Below are 17,148 nucleotides of genomic sequence, written 5' to 3'. Positions count from 1 at the left end.
GCTCGGCGCAGCGCTCTTCACGACGACTGGCCGCGCGCAAAGCAGCATGCGCGGCCCTCCCTCGAGCCCCTTCGCAAGACGGACAGTTTATGACGCTGAATACGCTACCCTCCTGGTCCGCGCTGCAAGCGCACTACGAACAGATTCGCGACGCGCGCCTGCGCGACTGGTTCGCGGCCGACCAGGATGTCTCCCCGACGCGCGCCGCGCGCTTCACGTTCGAAGGCGCGGGCCTCACCGCCGATTTCTCGAAGAACCGCATCACCGACGAAACCCTGCGCCTGCTCGTTGCACTCGCGCGCGAGGCGGGCGTCGAGGCGCGCCGCGACGCGATGTTCGCCGGCGAGATCGTCAACCCGACTGAAGGCCGCGCCGCGCTCCACACTGCATTGCGCGCAACGAGCGCGAGCGCGCCATTCCACGCTGAAGTCGCCGCCGAGCGCGCGAAAATGGCGGCGTTCGCGAGCCAGGTGCGCGACGGCCGCTGGACCGGCCACACCGGCAAGCGGATTCGCCACGTCGTCAACATCGGCATCGGCGGCTCCGACCTCGGGCCGAAGATGGTCGTGCACGCGCTGCACCACGCCGCCATGCCCGACATCGCCACGCACTTCGTATCGAATGTCGACGGCGCGGATCTCGCGCGCGTGCTCGAGCAGATCGACCCCGAGGAAACGCTCGCGATCATCGTCTCGAAGACCTTCACGACGCTGGAAACGATGACCAACGCGCGCTCGCTGCGCGACTGGTTCATCGCCCGCGGCTGCCCCGAAAGCGCGCTGGCGAAGCACTTCGTCGGCGTGTCGGCCAACCCTGGCGAAGTCGTCAAGTTCGGCATCGCGAAGGACAACGTGTTCGAAATGTGGGACTGGGTCGGCGGGCGCTATTCGCTATGGTCGGCGGTCGGCTTGTCGATCATGATCGCGATCGGCCCCGAAGGCTTCGACGCGCTCCTCGCCGGCGCCAGCGACATGGACGAGCATTTCAAGAGCGCGCCGCTCGAGCGCAACCTGCCGGCGCTGATGGGCCTCGTCGGCATCTGGTACCGGAACTTCTTCGGTTCGCAGAGCTACCTGGTCGCGCCGTACTCCGAAGCGCTGCACTTCCTGCCGTCCTACCTGCAGCAGCTCGAAATGGAGAGCAACGGCAAGTCGGCCCGGCTCGACGGCGCCTTCGTCGACTATCCGACTTCCGCGGTCACCTGGGGCGAGCCGGGCACGAACGGCCAGCACGCGTTCTTCCAGATGCTGCATCAGGGGCCGACGATCGTGCCGATCGATTTCATCGCCGTGCTGACGCCCGAGCATCCGCTCGCGAGCCATCATCCGAAGCTGCTCGCGAACTGCTTCGCGCAGAGCGAGGCGCTGATGCTCGGACGCACGGTCGAGGAAGCGAAAAATGTCGCGGGGCCGGACAAGCCGGAGCTCGTGCCGCACCTTGTGTTCCCCGGCAACCGGCCGACCACGACGCTGCTCGTCGACGCGCTGACGCCCCGCTCGCTCGGCGCGCTGATCGCGCTCTACGAGCACAAGGTGCTGGTGCAGGCGTCGGTCTGGAAAATCAATCCGTTCGACCAATGGGGCGTGGAGCTCGGGAAGATTCTGGGCAAGGTCGTCGAAGCGGACCTGACGGCCGCGACGGTCGACGAGAAGAAGCACGATTCGTCGACCTCGGCGCTGATCGCGCGTGCGAGGGCTGCACTCGAGCACTGATGAGATCGCCCAGGAGTGCGTGACGCCGACACGCGACGCGGGATCTACCCGCGCATTGCTTGTCCGCACTCCCGGCACATCGCTCGCGGCATACGCCGCCGATTGCCGGTCAAACGATGCGCCCCGCGTCGATCGTCACCGTCGTATCGCAACGGCGCGCCAGTTCGACATCGTGCGTGACGAGCACAAGCGTCGCGCCGTTTGCCTGGTTCATCCTGAACATCAAGTCGATCACGGCGTGACCGGTCGCGGCATCGAGACTGCCCGTCGGTTCGTCGGCGAAGAGAATCTGCGGGCGCGTGACGAAGGCGCGCGCGAGCGCGACGCGCTGCTGCTCGCCCCCCGAGAGCAGCTTCGGATAGTGCGATATCCGCTGCCCCAGCCCGACTTGCGCAAGCAGCTCGCGTGCGCGCGATGAGGCATCTCGCGCCGAAATGCCGCTTTGCAATTCGAGTGGCAGCATCACGTTTTCGAGCGCGGTCAGATGCGGCATCAATTGGAAAGACTGGAACACGAAGCCAACCAAGCCGTTTCTCAAGCCCGCCCGCTCGTCTTCCGAAAGCGTCGTCAGCTCGCGGCCGAGCAGCCGAACCGAGCCCGACGTGGCACTGTCCAACCCGGCGAGCAGACCGAGCAAGGTGGACTTCCCCGAGCCCGATGCGCCGACGATCGCCACGCTGCTCCCCGGCATGATCGACAAGTCGATATCATCGAGAATCGTCAGCTCGCCGGCGGCATCCCTGACCCTCTTGGACAACCCCCGCACGTCAATGATCGGATCGGTATTTTTTAGCATGAAGAAGCGTCGATTGGATTGGCGCACCCGCACTTCGAGCAAGCAGCGTTCCGCGCGCCGCGCGCTGTGCGCCGGCATGGCCGTCTGCCTCGCATTCGGCCCGGCTGCCATGCAGCCCGCACTCGCCGCCAACGCCGCACCGGCAAAGCCCGTGATCGTGGTGCTCGGCGACAGCATCTCAGCCGAATACGGACTTCCGCGCGACACCGGCTGGGTGGCGCTGATGCGCCAGCGTCTTGCGGATGAGCGGATCGATTATAGCGTCGCGAATGCCAGCGTCAGCGGCGACACCACGAGCGGCGGACGCGCCCGCCTGCCGGAACTGCTGGAGCGCCTGAAGCCTTCGATCGTGATCGTCGAACTCGGCGCCAACGACGCGCTGCGCGGCGTCCCGCTCTCGACGACCGAAGACAACCTGCGCACGATCATCGAGCAGGCACGGCAAGGTCACGCGAAGGTCGTCCTGATCGGCATGTACGTACCGCCCAATTACGGCCCCGGCTACACGCAAAAGTTCCATGGCATGTACGGCTCGCTCTCGAAGCAAATGCATGTGCCGCTCGTGCCGTTTCTGCTCGCCGGCATCGAAAACAAACCCGAGATGTTTCAGGCTGACCAGATTCATCCGGCACAGCAGGCGCAACCTGCTTTGCTGAATAACGTATGGCCGACGCTCAAGCCGCTACTGCGCGGCCCATCTCACTAAAATTGTTACGGTACGCTAACAACTTGTTTCCAATTCGGAGGAACACCGTATTTCGTTCATGACTCTCACCTTTCGAATCACTTGTTTTTCTGCTCGAACGAGCGTGTTCTAGAAAGGAGAAAGCGTGAAATACTTACCTCTCATTGCACTGGTTGCCGCAGCGTCTGCCTATGCTCAAGCGCCCGCCGGCGTGCAGTCGGTCGGGCAAAGCCAACAGGCCCCGCAAGCCGTCGCCCAATGCATCGCGAAGAAGTGGGCCGACACGTCGCAACAGCAAGTCGTCTCGCAAGCCACGCTCGCCAACGGCATGGCCATGGATGTCTATGTGCCGGGCCAGCAGCCGCCTTCGGGCGCAGCCGCGGTGGTCCGCCCGTCCTATTCCGGCAAGGGCACGTGGGTAGGCTTCCGCTCGAACGGCGCAGCCGGCAGCGAAGCGACGAGCGCCATCAGCGCGTGCCTGTAACGCCTGTTGATCCGATCCGACGCCCTAGTCGACAATAAAAAAGGTTCTTCACGTCAAATCGTGAAGAACCTTTTTTCATACTGCACCGCTATCGCAGGCGCCTCTTGCGAAGCGCCTGACACACAACATCATTCGCCGCTGTTTTGCGCCGAATCGAGGTTGCCGTACAGCTTGACCTTCGAGCGGGCACGCAGCGAATCGATGTACGCCTTCATCTCCAACTGCGCGTCGGACTGCGCAATCTGCCGTTGTGCTGCCGCCAGATGCTGCGCGTCGATCGCCGGTCCCGGCAACACCGTGTTCACGCGGTAGATCGCGTAGCCATCGGCGCCCAGATCGATGCCGACATAGGTCGGCAGCTGTTGCGCATTGGCCTTGTAGACCGCGCTCAACACCGCAGGCGGTACGCCTTGCGCATCATTGCGCGAGACCTTGATCTCCGGGGAGAAGCCGGCCGTCGACTGCGACTTCAGCAGGTCTGCCAGCTTCGCGGCACCGTCCTTGTGAGCCAGCTCGGCCGATTGTTCCGCGACGTACTTCTGGCGAACCGCATCCTTGATGGTACCGAGCGCAGGCACCGCGGCCGGCTTGTAATCGGTTACGCGCGCGGCGATCAGCGTACTGTTACCGATGTCGATCGCTTGCGTGTTGTTCTTGTCCTTCACCGAATCGCTCGCGAACACCGCTGCCAAGAACTTGCCGTTGTTCAACGGGCTATCCGGCGGCAGCGAAGCGATCGGCTTCGGCGTAACGGTTGCCGTCTGGATCGTCAGCTTGTACTTGTCTGCCGCGGGCTGCAGGCTCTTTGCCTGCTCGTAGACGGTCGATGTGAAGCCGTCGGAGCTGTCGGCGAACGCCTTGGCCGCGAGTTGCGCCTTCAAGTCCTTCGCGATGCTGTCCTTGACCTCGTCGAACGGCTTCGTCACGGACGGCTTGACGTCGGTCGCCTTCAGGATCAGATAGCCGACGTCGGTCGTCACGACATCGCTGATCTCATCCTTCTTCAGCTTGAATACGGCATTGTCGAACGCCGCGCCGCCCGCCATCATCTTCGGGCCGAAGTAGCCCAGGTCGCCGCCCTTCGCGGCCGACAGCGGGTCTTGCGAATTCTCCTGGGCGATCTTCGCGAACTGATCGGGATGTGCCTTGACTTCGGCGAGCAACGCATCGGCCTTCTGCTTGGCCTTGGCCTTTTCGTCGGCGCTCGCGTTTTGCGGCGCCGAGACCAGGATCAGGCTCGCGCGCATCTGCGGCTGCGTCTGGTAGTGGGCAATGTTGTCGTCGTAGTACTTCTTGAGGTCGGCATCGGACGGTTGAGCGGATGCCGCAAGCGTCGCCGGCGACAGCACGAGATACTGGATCGTGGCCGTTTCCGGCGTCGCGAAATCGTTGCGGTGGCTGTCGTAGTAGGACGCGAGTTGGGCGTCGGTCGGCTGCACCTTCGACGCATAGTCGCTGGCCTTCAGCATCAGGCCCTGCACGGCGCGCTGCTGCGTCGCGATTTCCGCCAAGTGCTGGGCCAAGCTCTTCGGCGTGAATGCCGTCATTTGAACGCTGTCGGGAATCTGCTCCATCGACAGGCCGTATCGCACACGCTCGTCATATTGCTCGGGCGTCATGCCCTGCATGCCCAGCAATTGCTTGTAGCGGTCGACGTCGATCGAACCGTCCGGCTTACGCAGCGACGAGACGACCGGATCGGCGAGGAGCGCGCGGCGCACGGCGTCGTCGGACGCGGTCAGATGCTCGCGTTGCCCTTCGTCGGCGAGCGCGCGCTGCTGAATCAGGCTGTCCAGAATATCGCGCCGGCGCTCGGGCGTATCGATCATCTTCATGTCGAACTGGGCGCCGAGAATCTGCCGCGCCTGATCGACTTGCTGACGCAACGCGCCGTCGTACTCGACGCGCGTGATCTTGCGTCCGTTGACACTCGCGACATTCGCGCTTTCGTCGAAGAACCCACGGAAGCCTTGGATGCCCACGAAACCCAGCCCCGGCAAAATGACGAGGATGAGCATGAACATCATCAGGCGCTGGTGATTGCGGAAGAAATCGAGCATGCGTGACGGAGTGCGATTGACAAAAACGCCCGATATTACAACAGCGGGCAGAAAAAAAGGCGAACCGAGGTTCGCCCTTTGATCAGACTGGCGGAGTGGACGGGACTCGAACCCGCGCCCCCCGGCGTGACAGGCCGGTATTCTAACCGACTGAACTACCACTCCTCTTGAACTGGAGCGGCATGCACACCGCCAAAAAGCCCGCAGAGCCGATAGCCGTGCGGGTGACATGACGACAACGCGAAATGTGCCTGCCGAAACGACGCGAACCAACTGGAATGGTGGGTGCTGAGAGGCTCGAACTCCCGACCTACGCCTTGTAAGGGCGCCGCTCTACCAACTGAGCTAAGCACCCATCCCGTGATTCGCGCGGCTCACGCAACAACTCACGCAACAACTCACGCAACAACTCACGCAACAACGAGTAGCAATCTTGCCGCCCGTCATTCAAATAGCCGACTAGTTTAGCGCATCTTTCAGCGCTTTGCCAGGCCTAAATTTCGGAACCTTCGCTGCCTTGATCTTGATCGCTGCGCCGGTGCGGGGATTGCGGCCCGTGCGCGCCGTGCGCTTGCCAACGGCGAACGTACCGAAACCGACGAGTGTGACTGAGCCTCCCTTCTTCAACGTGCCTTTGACTCCTCCGATCACAGCATCGAGCGCACGTCCCGCTGCCGCTTTCGAAATGTCGGCTTGTTGCGCGATGTGGTCGATTAATTCCGTCTTATTCATTCCAAGCCCCCGAGAATGGTTGTTGGGCAATCATGAAAAAGCGCCCTAAGGCGCGGGAGAATTTGCAGCACAGCGGACGCTGGGCTCGCCCATTAGAAGTGGCCGAAACACCTGTGTCAACAAGGGTTGCGCCGGATTTGAAAAGCCTTTTCTAGAGTTGTTTGACGAATAAAAAAACCCGTGGCCAGGCCACGGGTTTTTGATGCAGATTGATGCCGATGATCAGTGCTTCACGACTTCAGTCGCAGTGCCGGCGTCCGCAGTTGCTTCCGCAACCGGAGTCGCCTTCGGCTCCTCTTCGGGCAGCGGTTCGGGCACTCGCTCGAGTGCGAGTTCGAGCACCTTGTCGATCCACCGGACCGGCACGATTTCGATCGCGTTCTTCACGTTGTCCGGAATCTCTGTCAAATCCTTGACGTTTTCTTCCGGAATCAGCACGAGCTTGATGCCGCCACGGTGCGCAGCAAGCAGCTTCTCCTTCAACCCGCCGATCGGCAACACCTCGCCACGCAGCGTGATTTCGCCCGTCATTGCGACATCGGCGCGCACCGGGATGCCGGTCAACACCGATACCAGCGCGGTCGTCATCGCGATACCGGCTGAAGGACCGTCCTTTGGCGTCGCACCTTCCGGCACGTGGATGTGGATGTCCTGCTTCTCGAACGCCTCGTCCTTCACGCCGAGACGGCGGGAACGCGAGCGCACGACCGAGCGCGCAGCCTCGACCGACTCCTTCATCACGTCGCCAAGCGAACCGGTGCGAATCACATTGCCCTTGCCCGGCATCACTGCAGCTTCAATCGTTAGCAGATCGCCGCCGACTTCCGTCCACGCGAGGCCTGTGACCTGGCCGATCTGGTTTTCCTTCGCAGCGAGACCGAAGTCGTACTTGCGCACGCCGAGGAAGGTGTCGAGATTGCCGCTATCGACCTTCACCGCGCCTTCCGCTTTCTTCAGCAGAAGCATCTTGACGACCTTGCGGCAGATCTTCGAAACCTCACGCTCGAGCGAACGCACGCCCGCTTCGCGCGTGTAGTAGCGAATGATGTCGCGAATCGCCTGTTCCGCGACTTCGATCTCGCCTTCCTTGAGGCCGTTGTTCTTCTTCTGCTTCGGCAGCAGATAGCGCTGCGCGATGCTCACCTTCTCGTCTTCCGTGTAGCCGGACAGGCGAATGACCTCCATCCGGTCGAGCAGCGGAGGCGGAATGTTCAACGAATTCGACGTCGCCACGAACATCACATCCGACAGATCGAAATCGACTTCGACGTAGTGATCGGCAAACGTATGGTTTTGCTCCGGATCGAGCACCTCGAGCAGCGCCGACGACGGATCGCCGCGGAAGTCCATGCCCATCTTGTCGACTTCGTCGAGCAGGAAGAGCGGATTCCGCACGCCGACCTTGGTCAGGCTCTGCAGGATCTTGCCGGGCATCGAACCGATATACGTGCGACGATGGCCGCGAATCTCGGCTTCGTCGCGCACGCCGCCCAGCGCCATGCGCACGAACTTGCGATTGGTTGCGCGCGCAATGGATTGGCCGAGCGACGTCTTGCCGACGCCGGGAGGCCCGACGAGGCACAGGATCGGCGCCTTCACCTTGTCGACACGCTGTTGCACCGCGAGGTACTCGAGAATCCGCTCCTTCACCTTCTCGAGACCGAAGTGATCTTCGTCGAGAACACGCTCTGCATTCGAGAGGTCGTTGTTGACCTTGCTCTTCTTGCGCCACGGCAAGCCGATCAGCGTATCGATGTAGTTGCGAACGACCGTCGCCTCCGCCGACATCGGCGACATCAGCTTGAGCTTCTTCAGCTCGGCATCGGCCTTCTTCTTGGCTTCCTTCGGCATGCGCGCGGCGCTGATGCGCTTCTCGAGCTCTTCGAGATCCGCACCTTCTTCGCCTTCGCCCAGTTCCTTCTGGATCGCCTTGACCTGCTCGTTCAGGTAGTACTCGCGCTGGCTCTTCTCCATCTGGCGCTTAACGCGTCCACGGATGCGCTTTTCCACCTGGAGGATGTCGATCTCGGCTTCGAGTTGCGCGAGCAGGTGCTCGAGACGCTCGATGACCGGAAACATCTCGAGGATGTGCTGCTTCTGGTCGAGCTTGAGCGGCAAATGAGCGGCGATCGTATCGGCCAGGCGACCCGCTTCGTCGATACCCGACAGCGACGTGAGGATCTCCGGCGGGATCTTCTTGTTCAACTTCACGTACTGATCGAACTGCGACACGATCGCGCGGCGCAACGCCTCGGTCTCGGCGCTGTCGGCGTGATCGGGTTCGAGCGGCATCACTTCGCAGGAGAACTGCGTTTCCTGCTCTTCGATCGACAGCGTCTTCGCACGCTGCAGACCTTCGACGAGCACCTTCACCGTGCCGTCGGGCAGCTTCAGCATTTGCAAGATGTTCGCGACACATCCCACTTCATACATGTCTTTTTCGGTCGGCTCATCCTTGGCCGCCGTCTTTTGCGCGACAAGCATGATGTGCTTGCCGCCCTCCATCGCCACCTCGAGCGCCTTGATCGACTTCGGGCGGCCGACGAACAGCGGGATCACCATGTGCGGGAAAACGACGACATCGCGCAGCGGCAGCAGCGGGAGCGTGGTGCGCTCCGGAGGAAGGAGTTGGGTTCCTGACATTTCATTTCCCCATGAGTGGAATCAGTTCTTTCAGTAATTGAGGCCAGCGCTACGTATTGCAAGCCTACGCGAGTGGGAAAAGTTGAGTGCAGTCAAACTACGGTCAGTGTTACCCACAAGATAAACGAAAAAAGCCGCCCACGTTGCCATGAACGGCTTTTTTATGAGACGCACCGAAAGCCGATCAGTTGGAACCCGCCACTTTCGGCGCGTCCTCATAGATCAATAACGGTTTGCCGTCGCCGTCGATGACATTGTCATCGATGATTACCTTGCTGACTCCTTTCATTGCCGGTAATTCATACATCACGTCGAGCAATGCCTGTTCCAGAATCGAGCGCAACCCGCGCGCACCGGTCTTGCGGCGAATCGCCTTGCGCGCCACGGCCTGCAGCGCGGCCGGACGGATTTCGAGCTCGACGCGCTCCATCGCGAACAGCTTGTGATATTGCTTGACGAGCGCGTTCTTCGGCTCGACCAGGATTTTCATCAGCGCGGCTTCGTCGAGCTTCCCGAGCGTCGCCACGACGGGCAGACGGCCGATCAATTCGGGAATCAAACCGAATTTGATCAAGTCTTCCGGCTCGACTTCACGAAGCACTTCTCCGGCGTCCCGGTCCTGCTTGCTCTTCACCGTTGCGCCAAAGCCGATGCCGGTCTTTTCCGTGCGGTCGGTAATGACTTTTTCCAGACCATCGAACGCGCCGCCGCAGACGAACAAAATGTTGGTCGTATCGACCTGGATGAAATCCTGGTTCGGGTGCTTGCGGCCGCCCTGCGGCGGCACCGACGCCATCGTGCCCTCGACGAGCTTGAGAAGCGCCTGCTGCACGCCCTCGCCCGACACGTCGCGGGTGATCGACGGGTTATCGGACTTGCGGCTGATCTTGTCGATCTCGTCAATGTAGACGATGCCGCGCTGCGCCTTATCCACTTCGTAATTGCAATTCTGGAGCAGCTTCTGAATGATGTTCTCGACGTCCTCGCCGACATAGCCGGCTTCGGTCAGCGTCGTCGCATCCGCAATCACGAACGGCACGTTCAGGAGGCGAGCGAGCGTCTGCGCGAGCAGAGTCTTGCCCGAGCCGGTCGGACCGATCAGGAGAATGTTGCTCTTCGACAGTTCGATGTCGTCTTTCTTGTCGAGGTGCTTGAGCCGTTTGTAGTGGTTGTACACCGCCACGGCGAGAATCTTTTTCGCGCGTTCCTGCCCGATCACGTATTGATCGAGGATGTCGCGAATTTCCTGTGGACTCGGCAAGTCCGATTTGGACAGGCCCGTGTCGGCGCCCGCGCCCGCTGCTTCGTCACGAATGATCTCGTTGCACAGATCGATGCATTCATCGCAGATGAAGACCGACGGGCCCGCAATCAGCTTTTTCACCTCATGCTGGCTCTTGCCGCAAAACGAGCAATACAACAGCTTCTCGCTGTTCGAACTTTTCTTGTCCGCCATGGATATATGAGCCTCCGGACACTCGAATGACATACTACGCCGTTTCCCGACCTTACCAAACCGGGGTCGGAACAAATTGGCGAAACGTGCGGATGACGGCGTCTTGCCGCCGGCGCTCAGACCTATTATCGACTATTTCAAGGCGCCGCTTGAGTCGGCATTCGCCCTATTTAGGGACGAATCCCGACTGAATCAAGGACGCTTGTGCATCACTTGGTCGACGAGGCCGTACGCCTGCGCATCGTCGCCCGACATGAAGTTGTCGCGGTCGGTGTCGCGCGCAATGCGCTCCACCGGCTGGCCAGTATGGTGCGCCAGCAACTGGTTGAGCCGTTCCTTCAAATAGAGGATTTCGCGCGCCTGGATTTCGATGTCGGACGCTTGGCCGCGCGCGCCGCCGAGCGGCTGGTGGATCATCACGCGCGCATTCGGCAGCGCGAAACGCTTGCCCTTCGCGCCCGCTGCCAGCAGGAACGCGCCCATGCTCGCGGCGAGGCCCATGCACAGCGTCGACACGTCCGGCTTGATGAACTGCATCGTGTCGTAGATCGCCATCCCGGCCGACACCGAGCCGCCCGGGCTGTTGATGTAGAGATTGATGTCCTTGTCCGGATTTTCGCTCTCGAGGAACAGCAGCTGCGCGACCACGAGGTTCGCCGTCTGGTCATTCACTTCGCCGACCATGAAAACGATGCGCTCCTTGAGCAGCCGCGAATAGATATCGTACGAACGCTCGCCCCGGCCGCTCGTTTCAACGACGATCGGAACGAGCCCGAGCGCCTGCGCTTCCAGATCCCGCGGCGCGTGGGAGGCCAACGTGTCCAGCAATTGAGCGCGTGAGGTCATGCAATGGGTCCTTGTTCGGAATTAGTCTCGACGGTCAAGCGAAGCAGCGGGCGACGGCGTAATGCCAGTTGCGCAACGCCATGGCAAAAAAAATGGCGTGCGGGCCGTCGCTCCGACAGCCGGCACGCCGTTGCACCGACGCTTAAGCCTGCGCTTGCGCCGTTGCGCTTGCCAGCGCTTCGAAGCTTACTTCCTTATCCGTCACCTTGGCCTTGCCGAGCACGAACTCGACGACGTTGCTCTCAACGACGTACGCTTCCATTTCGGCCAGACGCTGCTGGTTCGAATAATACCAGCGGACGACTTCCTTCGGGTCTTCGTAGCTCTTCGCGAACTCGTCGACTTCGGCGCGGATCTGCTCGGGCTTCGCTTCGAGCTGGTTGGCCTTCACGAGCTCGGCCAGCACGAGGCCGAGCTTCACGCGGCGCTCGGCCTGCTCCTTGAACATCTCAGCCGGGATCGGCGCGCTCGCTGCGTTCGGCACGCCGCGCTGCGCAAGATCCTGACGCGCCATTTCGACCAGGCGCTCCTGGTCCTGCTCGATCAGCGCGTTCGGCACGTCGAGCTCGGCAAGCTTCAGGAGCGCATCCATCACTTGATTCTTGACGATGGCCTGAGTGCGGCGCTTCGCCTCGCGCTCGAGGTTCTCCTTGATCTCGCCGCGCATCTTCGTCAGGTCGCCGTCGGCGATGCCGAGCGACTTCGCAAACTCTTCATTGATTTCCGGCAAATGCGGCCATTCGACCTTCTTCATCGTGATCGTGAATTGCGCCGTCTTACCTGCCACTTCCTTGCCGTGATAGTCCTCGGGGAACGTCAGGTCGAATTCGCGCGCTTCGCCCACCTTGAGGCCGGTCGCGGCCTTCTCGAACTCCGGCAGCATGCGGCCTTCGCCGAGCACGAAACCGAAGTCTTCGGCGCTGCCGCCCTGGAAGGCGACGCCGTCGATCTTGCCGACGAAGTCGACTGTCACGCGGTCACCTTCTTTCACCGCCGCGTCCGCGCCGCCGTCACCGTGCTCGCCGGCTTCGCCGCGAGCGTGGAAGTGCACGCGCTGCTTGCGCAGGATGTCCAGCGTACGGTCAACTTCGGCTTCCGTGATCGTGGTCACGGTGCGCTCGATTTCAGCGCTCGCCACGTCGCCCAGACTCACTTCCGGATAGACCTCGAAGGTGGCGTCGAAGGCGTAGGCCTCCTCGCCCGAACCCTCTTTCGGGCTGAAGCTCGGCTGGCCCGCCACGCGCAGGTTTTCGGTGCGGCTGATGTCGAAGAACTGCTTGCCCACCTTGTCGCTCAACACTTCGGCCTCGACCTGGCCCGAATACTGTTGCGTCACCATCTTGAGGGGCACCTTGCCAGGGCGGAAACCCGGCATGCGAACGTTCTTCGCGAGTTGGCGGATACGCGAATCGACCTCTTTTTGCACCGTTTCTTTCGGCAGGGAAATCGTTACGCGGCGTTCGAGCTTGCCGAGGTTTTCAACTACGTTAGCCATGGCTTCAATCGTCCTAATTTATTCAAGCGAATCAGTTATCTAACCGCACCGTGCCGAGGCCACCGCGGCCGCTGTCGCGCCGCTGCGACGCGTCGCGCTGCGCGAGTTTCGCGCCGCATGTGCCTGCCGGTTATACGGACCGTCATTGCCAGCTTCGTCGGCGGCTTCTTTGCAACTCGACGACGCTCGCTGCTTGGCAATTAGGCGGCCTTTTCACCCGTTTCCCTTACCTGTCGGCAGCACGGCTTGGATCGGAAGAATCAAGCATTCTAGCAAACTATTCGCCGCGTCAGCCCTGATTCAGAGTTTTCGCGCGCTGTTCGGGGCGATTCGAGCTTCGCGCGAGCGGTATTCGAGTTACCCGTCCAAATCCGCGCAGGCCGCGAGCCAATCGTCCACGGTCGATATCGCGCCAATCTCCGTTATGCCGTCCGGCGTATTCGACAATGCACGTCGGGCTGATAAGCTAACGCCCACGGTTGCAGCCGTGCCCGGTGTCGCGCCGGGCCGCGCAGCCGGCTGCGCCCTCGCAATGACACCAATTACTTCAGAGACACCATGCCGAATCCTTCGCCCTCGCCCGTCGTCGTCATCGCTCCTGATTCGTTCAAAGGATCGCTCAGCGCCGAACAAGTCGCGCAAGCCATTGCCGACGGCATCCGGCGCGCGCGGCCGGATGCCGTCGTGCGCCTGTGTCCGATGGCCGACGGCGGCGAAGGCACGCTCGACGCCATGCTCGCGCAAGGCGGCGAGCGCCGCATGCTGCGCGTGCGCGGCGCGACGGACGCCGTCCGCGATGCGGCTGCCGGGCTCTTGCCCAACGGCAGCGCGATCGTCGAGACGGCCGAGATCGTCGGCATCACCGATGCGGTAGGCATGAGCGTGCCGGTCGAGGCGCGCGATACCCGCGGCATGGGCGAGGCGATTCGCGCCTTGCTCGACGCCGGCGTGCGCAAATTCTTCGTCGCGCTCGGCGGCAGCAGCACCAACGACGGCGGCGCGGGTCTCTTGGCCGGCCTCGGCGTGAAGTTCTTCGATGCGAACGGCCACGAGCTCGCGCCATCGCCCGAGCAGCTTGCGGGCCTCGCGCGCGTCGACGTGTCGCAGCTCGACCCGCGGCTCGCGCAGGCGTCGTTCGTGGGCATGTCCGACGTCGACAATCCGCTGACCGGCGAGCATGGCGCAACCTCGGTGTTCGGTCCGCAAAAAGGCGTCAAGCCCGAGCAAGTGTCGATCCTCGACAATACCCTCGCACGCTTTGCCGATCTGATCGAGCCCGCGCTCGGCCGTGCCGTACGCAATCAGCCCGGCGCGGGTGCGGCGGGCGGACTTGGCTTCGCCCTCCACCTGCTTGGCGCGCACTTCGAGCCGGGCGCGGAAGTCGTCGCGACGCAAATCGGGCTCGATGGCGCCCTCGAAGGCGCGAACTGGCTGATCACTGGCGAAGGCCGTTCAGATGTGCAGACGCTGCACGGCAAGGCGCCCTTCATCGCCTGCCATCATGCGCATGCGGCGGGTGTGCCGGCAACGCTGCTATCGGGCGCCGTCGATGCGGCCGCGCTGCCACGGCTGTCCGAGCACTTCACCGGCTGCTTCTCGCCGGCTCCCGGCCCAATCACGCTCGATGTCGCGATTCGCGACGCCGCCCGTCTGCTGGCGAACGAAGCCGAGCAGCTTGCGCGCGTGAAGTACGGCAGGTGAAATAGTGCGTTGACCGGCTCAACGGATGCAGCAACAATGCCTCCGCTAGCCGCATCCACCACGACGACCAACGGGAGCGCTATGAAGGCCGCCGCCAAAGCCGGACTCGATCAGTTCTTGACCTATCGCATGCATGTGCTGAACAAGTTGTCCGACCGCGGAATCAGTGAGCTCTATCAAACCAAGCTCGACATCACGCTTCCGGAGGCACGCGTGATCGCGTCGGTCGGCTCGTTCGGTCCGTTCTCGATCATGGATCTCGCCAAGCACGCGAATCTCGACAAAAGCCAGGCGAGCCGGGCCGCCGAGTCGCTGATCAGGCGAGGCCTCGTGGAGCGGGAAACGAGCGCCGAAGATGGCCGGGTCGTGCTGATCTCGCTGACGGAAGAAGGCCGCGCGCTCTTTCGCAAAGTCATGCCGATCGCGCGCAAGTGGAATGCCGAGCTGTTCGACTGCCTCGACGAGAAAGAACGCGAGGCGTTCGGGAACGCCCTCAACAAGGTGATTGCGCACGCGTTGTCGAGCGCGGGATAAGGCTCGGGTTCATACAAAGATGCAAACAAAAAAACGCGCCGCGGCGCGTTTTTTCTTTGGCTGATTACGCAACGCGCCGCTGCTATAAGCCGCTATTCGCCGCGCGTTGCCGCAGCAGTCCGAGCACGGCGTCGCAGTATGGCGTCGGCACGTCGAGCTTGCGCCCGAGTTCCGGAAACACACCGAGAATCGGATCGATTTCGAGCGGCCTGCCCGCCTCCATATCCTGCAACATCGATGTCTTGAACGCGCCGAGCTTGCGCGTCACGGCAACCCGCTCCGGCGCGCTCATGCCCGTCGACAACCCCAGCCGCCGGCCGATCGCATCCGCTTCCTCCATCATCCTGAGCGCGAGCTGATGCGTGAGCGGGTCGCCGAGCAGACGATCGGCCGTCGAACCCGTCAGCGCCGAGAGCGGGTTCATGTTCATGTTGCCCCAGAGCTTCGCCCAGATCTCAGTGCGGATATCGTCCGACGCGACCGCCTCGAAGCCGCCGGCCGCGAGCGCCGCTGCCAGTGCTTGCGCACGCCCGGCAAGCGGCTTGCGCGCCGCGCCGAGGATCAGCCGGTTGCCGCGCCCGCGCCGGATCACGCCCGGCGCATCCGTCGACGAGGACAGATGCACGACACAGCCGATCGACTGCGCGCCGGGCAAGGCCGCCGACACCACGCCACCCGGGTCGACGGCATCGATCGTCTGCCCGGCAAGCGGCCCGTCGGCGCCGTCGAGAAACCACCAGGGCAGCCCATTCATCGCCGCGACGATCAGCGTATCGGGCCCCACGAGCGGGCGCAGGCTCGCCGCGATGCCGGGCAGCACCTGCGCCTTGAGTGCGATCACCACGCAATCCTGCACGCCGAGCGCGGCGGCATCGCCGCTCGCGTTGACGGCGGCGCTCGTCTCCTTGTCGCCGTCGACGATGCGAATGCCGTGCGCGCGAATCGCCGCAAGCGTCTTGCCGCGCGCGAGCACGCCGACCTCGTGGCCCGCGCGGGCGAGCGCAGCGGCAATCAGCCCGCCGATCGCGCCCGCCCCGACCACGGCCGTTCGCATTGCTCGTCCTTGACCTGCTGCCGTCATGATCTGTCACTCCCTGTAAGACGGGTCGATGCGCTCGACCTGGCGCAACAGCGCATCCAGCACATCCTGCCCCGCGCCGTATTTCGGATCGAATTGCAACGAATCGCGCGTGCAGCGCTCGGCCACCTCGGGCGTGATGCGCCGCGCGGGCCCGAGCGCGGCCGTGGCGAGCTGGATCTCGCACGCGCGATTGAGCGTCCATAGGCGCGCAAACGCCTGGGCGATCGTCGTGCCGATTGCCAGCAAACCGTGGTTGCGAAGAACCAAGAGACGCTTGTCGCCCAGGTTGGCGACGAGCCGCGGACCTTCGTCGGCGCGTACCGTGATGCCTTCGAAATCGTGATACGCGACCATGCCCTGTAGCTGCGCGGAATAAAAGTTCGAGTTCTCGAGCCCCGCCTGCGAACAGGCGACGGCGAGCCCCGCGGTGGTATGCGTGTGCATGACGCAATGTGCGTCCGGCAAGGCGCGATGGATCGCTGCGTGCACGACGAAGCCCGCGGGATTCACGCGATGCTTCGACTCGCCGACGATGTGTCCGTCGAGATCGATCTTGACGAGATTCGACGCATTGACTTCCGTGTAGTGCAAGCCGAACGGATTGATCAGGAAATGCGTGTCTGGCCCCGGCACGCGCAAGGTGATGTGGTTGTAGATGAGCTCGGTCCAGCCGAGCATCGCGAAGATGCGGTAGGTGCCGGCCAATCGCACGCGCAATGCGTGCTCGGCGGCGGCCGGGGTTGCTGATTCGGCGGCGTTCATCTCGATCTCCTCGCACGCTGGGCGTGCCGCACACGTGGAACGGGCTTCGATCGAAGCAGAATAGGTCAAATTAGTTGTGCGAGCAACCAATTTGACGCGCATCGGCGGCAACGTGCAGCGCTGGATTGACTAACAACGACCCGCACCGCGCGTGAAAACTG

Annotated in this window: 14 protein-coding genes and 2 tRNA genes; 5 read left to right on the top strand and 11 right to left on the bottom strand. The window is 62.7% G+C overall.

The window, feature by feature from the left end:
- Positions 1-89: 89 nt before the first annotated feature.
- Positions 90-1,712: a glucose-6-phosphate isomerase gene (gene pgi, locus FAZ69_RS17935; protein WP_136896422.1), complete on the top strand. Its 1,623-nt coding sequence runs from the start codon at positions 90-92 to the stop codon at positions 1,710-1,712.
- Between the two features lie 109 nt (positions 1,713-1,821).
- On the opposite strand, the gene FAZ69_RS17930 is transcribed toward pgi, so the two are convergent.
- Positions 1,822-2,508, bottom strand: a complete 687-nt coding sequence (locus tag FAZ69_RS17930) for an ABC transporter ATP-binding protein (protein ID WP_136896421.1) — start codon at positions 2,506-2,508, stop codon at positions 1,822-1,824.
- A 109-nt stretch (positions 2,509-2,617) separates the two neighbouring features.
- On the opposite strand from FAZ69_RS17930, the gene FAZ69_RS17925 reads away from it, so the two are divergent.
- Both FAZ69_RS17925 and FAZ69_RS17920 read left to right on the top strand, forming a co-directional pair.
- Positions 2,618-3,214: an arylesterase gene (locus tag FAZ69_RS17925; RefSeq protein WP_240702321.1), complete on the top strand. Its 597-nt coding sequence runs from the start codon at positions 2,618-2,620 to the stop codon at positions 3,212-3,214.
- Between the two features lie 124 nt (positions 3,215-3,338).
- Positions 3,339-3,677 (top strand): hypothetical protein, encoded by a 339-nt coding sequence (locus FAZ69_RS17920; protein ID WP_136896420.1) that lies wholly within the window; start codon positions 3,339-3,341, stop codon positions 3,675-3,677.
- A gap of 128 nt (positions 3,678-3,805) precedes the next feature.
- Here FAZ69_RS17920 and FAZ69_RS17915 read toward each other — a convergent pair whose 3' ends face one another.
- From FAZ69_RS17915 to tig, 8 genes are all read right to left on the bottom strand, one after another.
- On the bottom strand, positions 3,806-5,737 hold the full coding sequence (locus FAZ69_RS17915; protein WP_136896419.1) for a SurA N-terminal domain-containing protein: 1,932 nt from the start codon (positions 5,735-5,737) through the stop codon (positions 3,806-3,808).
- 88 nt (positions 5,738-5,825) lie between these two features.
- Positions 5,826-5,902, bottom strand: a tRNA-Asp gene (locus tag FAZ69_RS17910).
- Positions 5,903-6,016: 114 nt separating this feature from the next.
- A tRNA-Val gene (locus FAZ69_RS17905) sits at positions 6,017-6,092 on the bottom strand.
- Between the two features lie 104 nt (positions 6,093-6,196).
- A complete protein-coding gene (locus FAZ69_RS17900; protein WP_007585907.1) occupies positions 6,197-6,469 on the bottom strand; it encodes an HU family DNA-binding protein in 273 nt (90 codons plus the stop codon).
- Positions 6,470-6,691: 222 nt separating this feature from the next.
- The gene (gene lon / locus FAZ69_RS17895; RefSeq protein ID WP_136896418.1) at positions 6,692-9,112 is read right to left on the bottom strand and encodes an endopeptidase La; all 2,421 of its coding nucleotides are present in this window, start codon (positions 9,110-9,112) and stop codon (positions 6,692-6,694) included.
- A 184-nt stretch (positions 9,113-9,296) separates the two neighbouring features.
- Positions 9,297-10,568 (bottom strand): ATP-dependent Clp protease ATP-binding subunit ClpX, encoded by a 1,272-nt coding sequence (gene clpX / locus FAZ69_RS17890; RefSeq protein ID WP_136896417.1) that lies wholly within the window; start codon positions 10,566-10,568, stop codon positions 9,297-9,299.
- 192 nt (positions 10,569-10,760) lie between these two features.
- Complete coding sequence (gene clpP, locus FAZ69_RS17885) at positions 10,761-11,414, bottom strand: ATP-dependent Clp endopeptidase proteolytic subunit ClpP (RefSeq protein ID WP_136896416.1); 654 nt, start codon at positions 11,412-11,414, stop codon at positions 10,761-10,763.
- A gap of 142 nt (positions 11,415-11,556) precedes the next feature.
- Positions 11,557-12,909, bottom strand: coding sequence for a trigger factor (tig, locus tag FAZ69_RS17880; protein WP_136896415.1), 1,353 nt, complete (start codon positions 12,907-12,909; stop codon positions 11,557-11,559).
- Positions 12,910-13,467: 558 nt separating this feature from the next.
- Between tig and FAZ69_RS17875 the strand changes: the two genes are divergently transcribed.
- Entirely contained in the window at positions 13,468-14,610 is a 1,143-nt protein-coding gene (locus FAZ69_RS17875; protein ID WP_136896414.1) for a glycerate kinase, read from the top strand.
- 81 nt (positions 14,611-14,691) lie between these two features.
- Positions 14,692-15,144, top strand: coding sequence for a MarR family winged helix-turn-helix transcriptional regulator (locus FAZ69_RS17870; RefSeq protein ID WP_136896545.1), 453 nt, complete (start codon positions 14,692-14,694; stop codon positions 15,142-15,144).
- Between the two features lie 82 nt (positions 15,145-15,226).
- Here the strand turns inward: FAZ69_RS17870 and FAZ69_RS17865 are convergent, their stop codons facing one another.
- Entirely contained in the window at positions 15,227-16,198 is a 972-nt protein-coding gene (locus tag FAZ69_RS17865) for a 2-dehydropantoate 2-reductase (protein WP_136896413.1), read from the bottom strand.
- A gap of 33 nt (positions 16,199-16,231) precedes the next feature.
- Positions 16,232-16,987 (bottom strand): class II aldolase/adducin family protein, encoded by a 756-nt coding sequence (locus FAZ69_RS17860; protein WP_136896412.1) that lies wholly within the window; start codon positions 16,985-16,987, stop codon positions 16,232-16,234.
- Between the last annotated feature and the right edge of the window lie 161 nt (positions 16,988-17,148).

This window comes from Trinickia terrae, from assembly GCF_005144415.1.
Classification (GTDB): Bacteria; Pseudomonadota; Gammaproteobacteria; order Burkholderiales; family Burkholderiaceae; genus Trinickia_A; species Trinickia_A terrae.
Note: the sequence above shows the minus strand (reverse complement) of the source record. Positions and strands in the feature narration are given on the sequence as shown.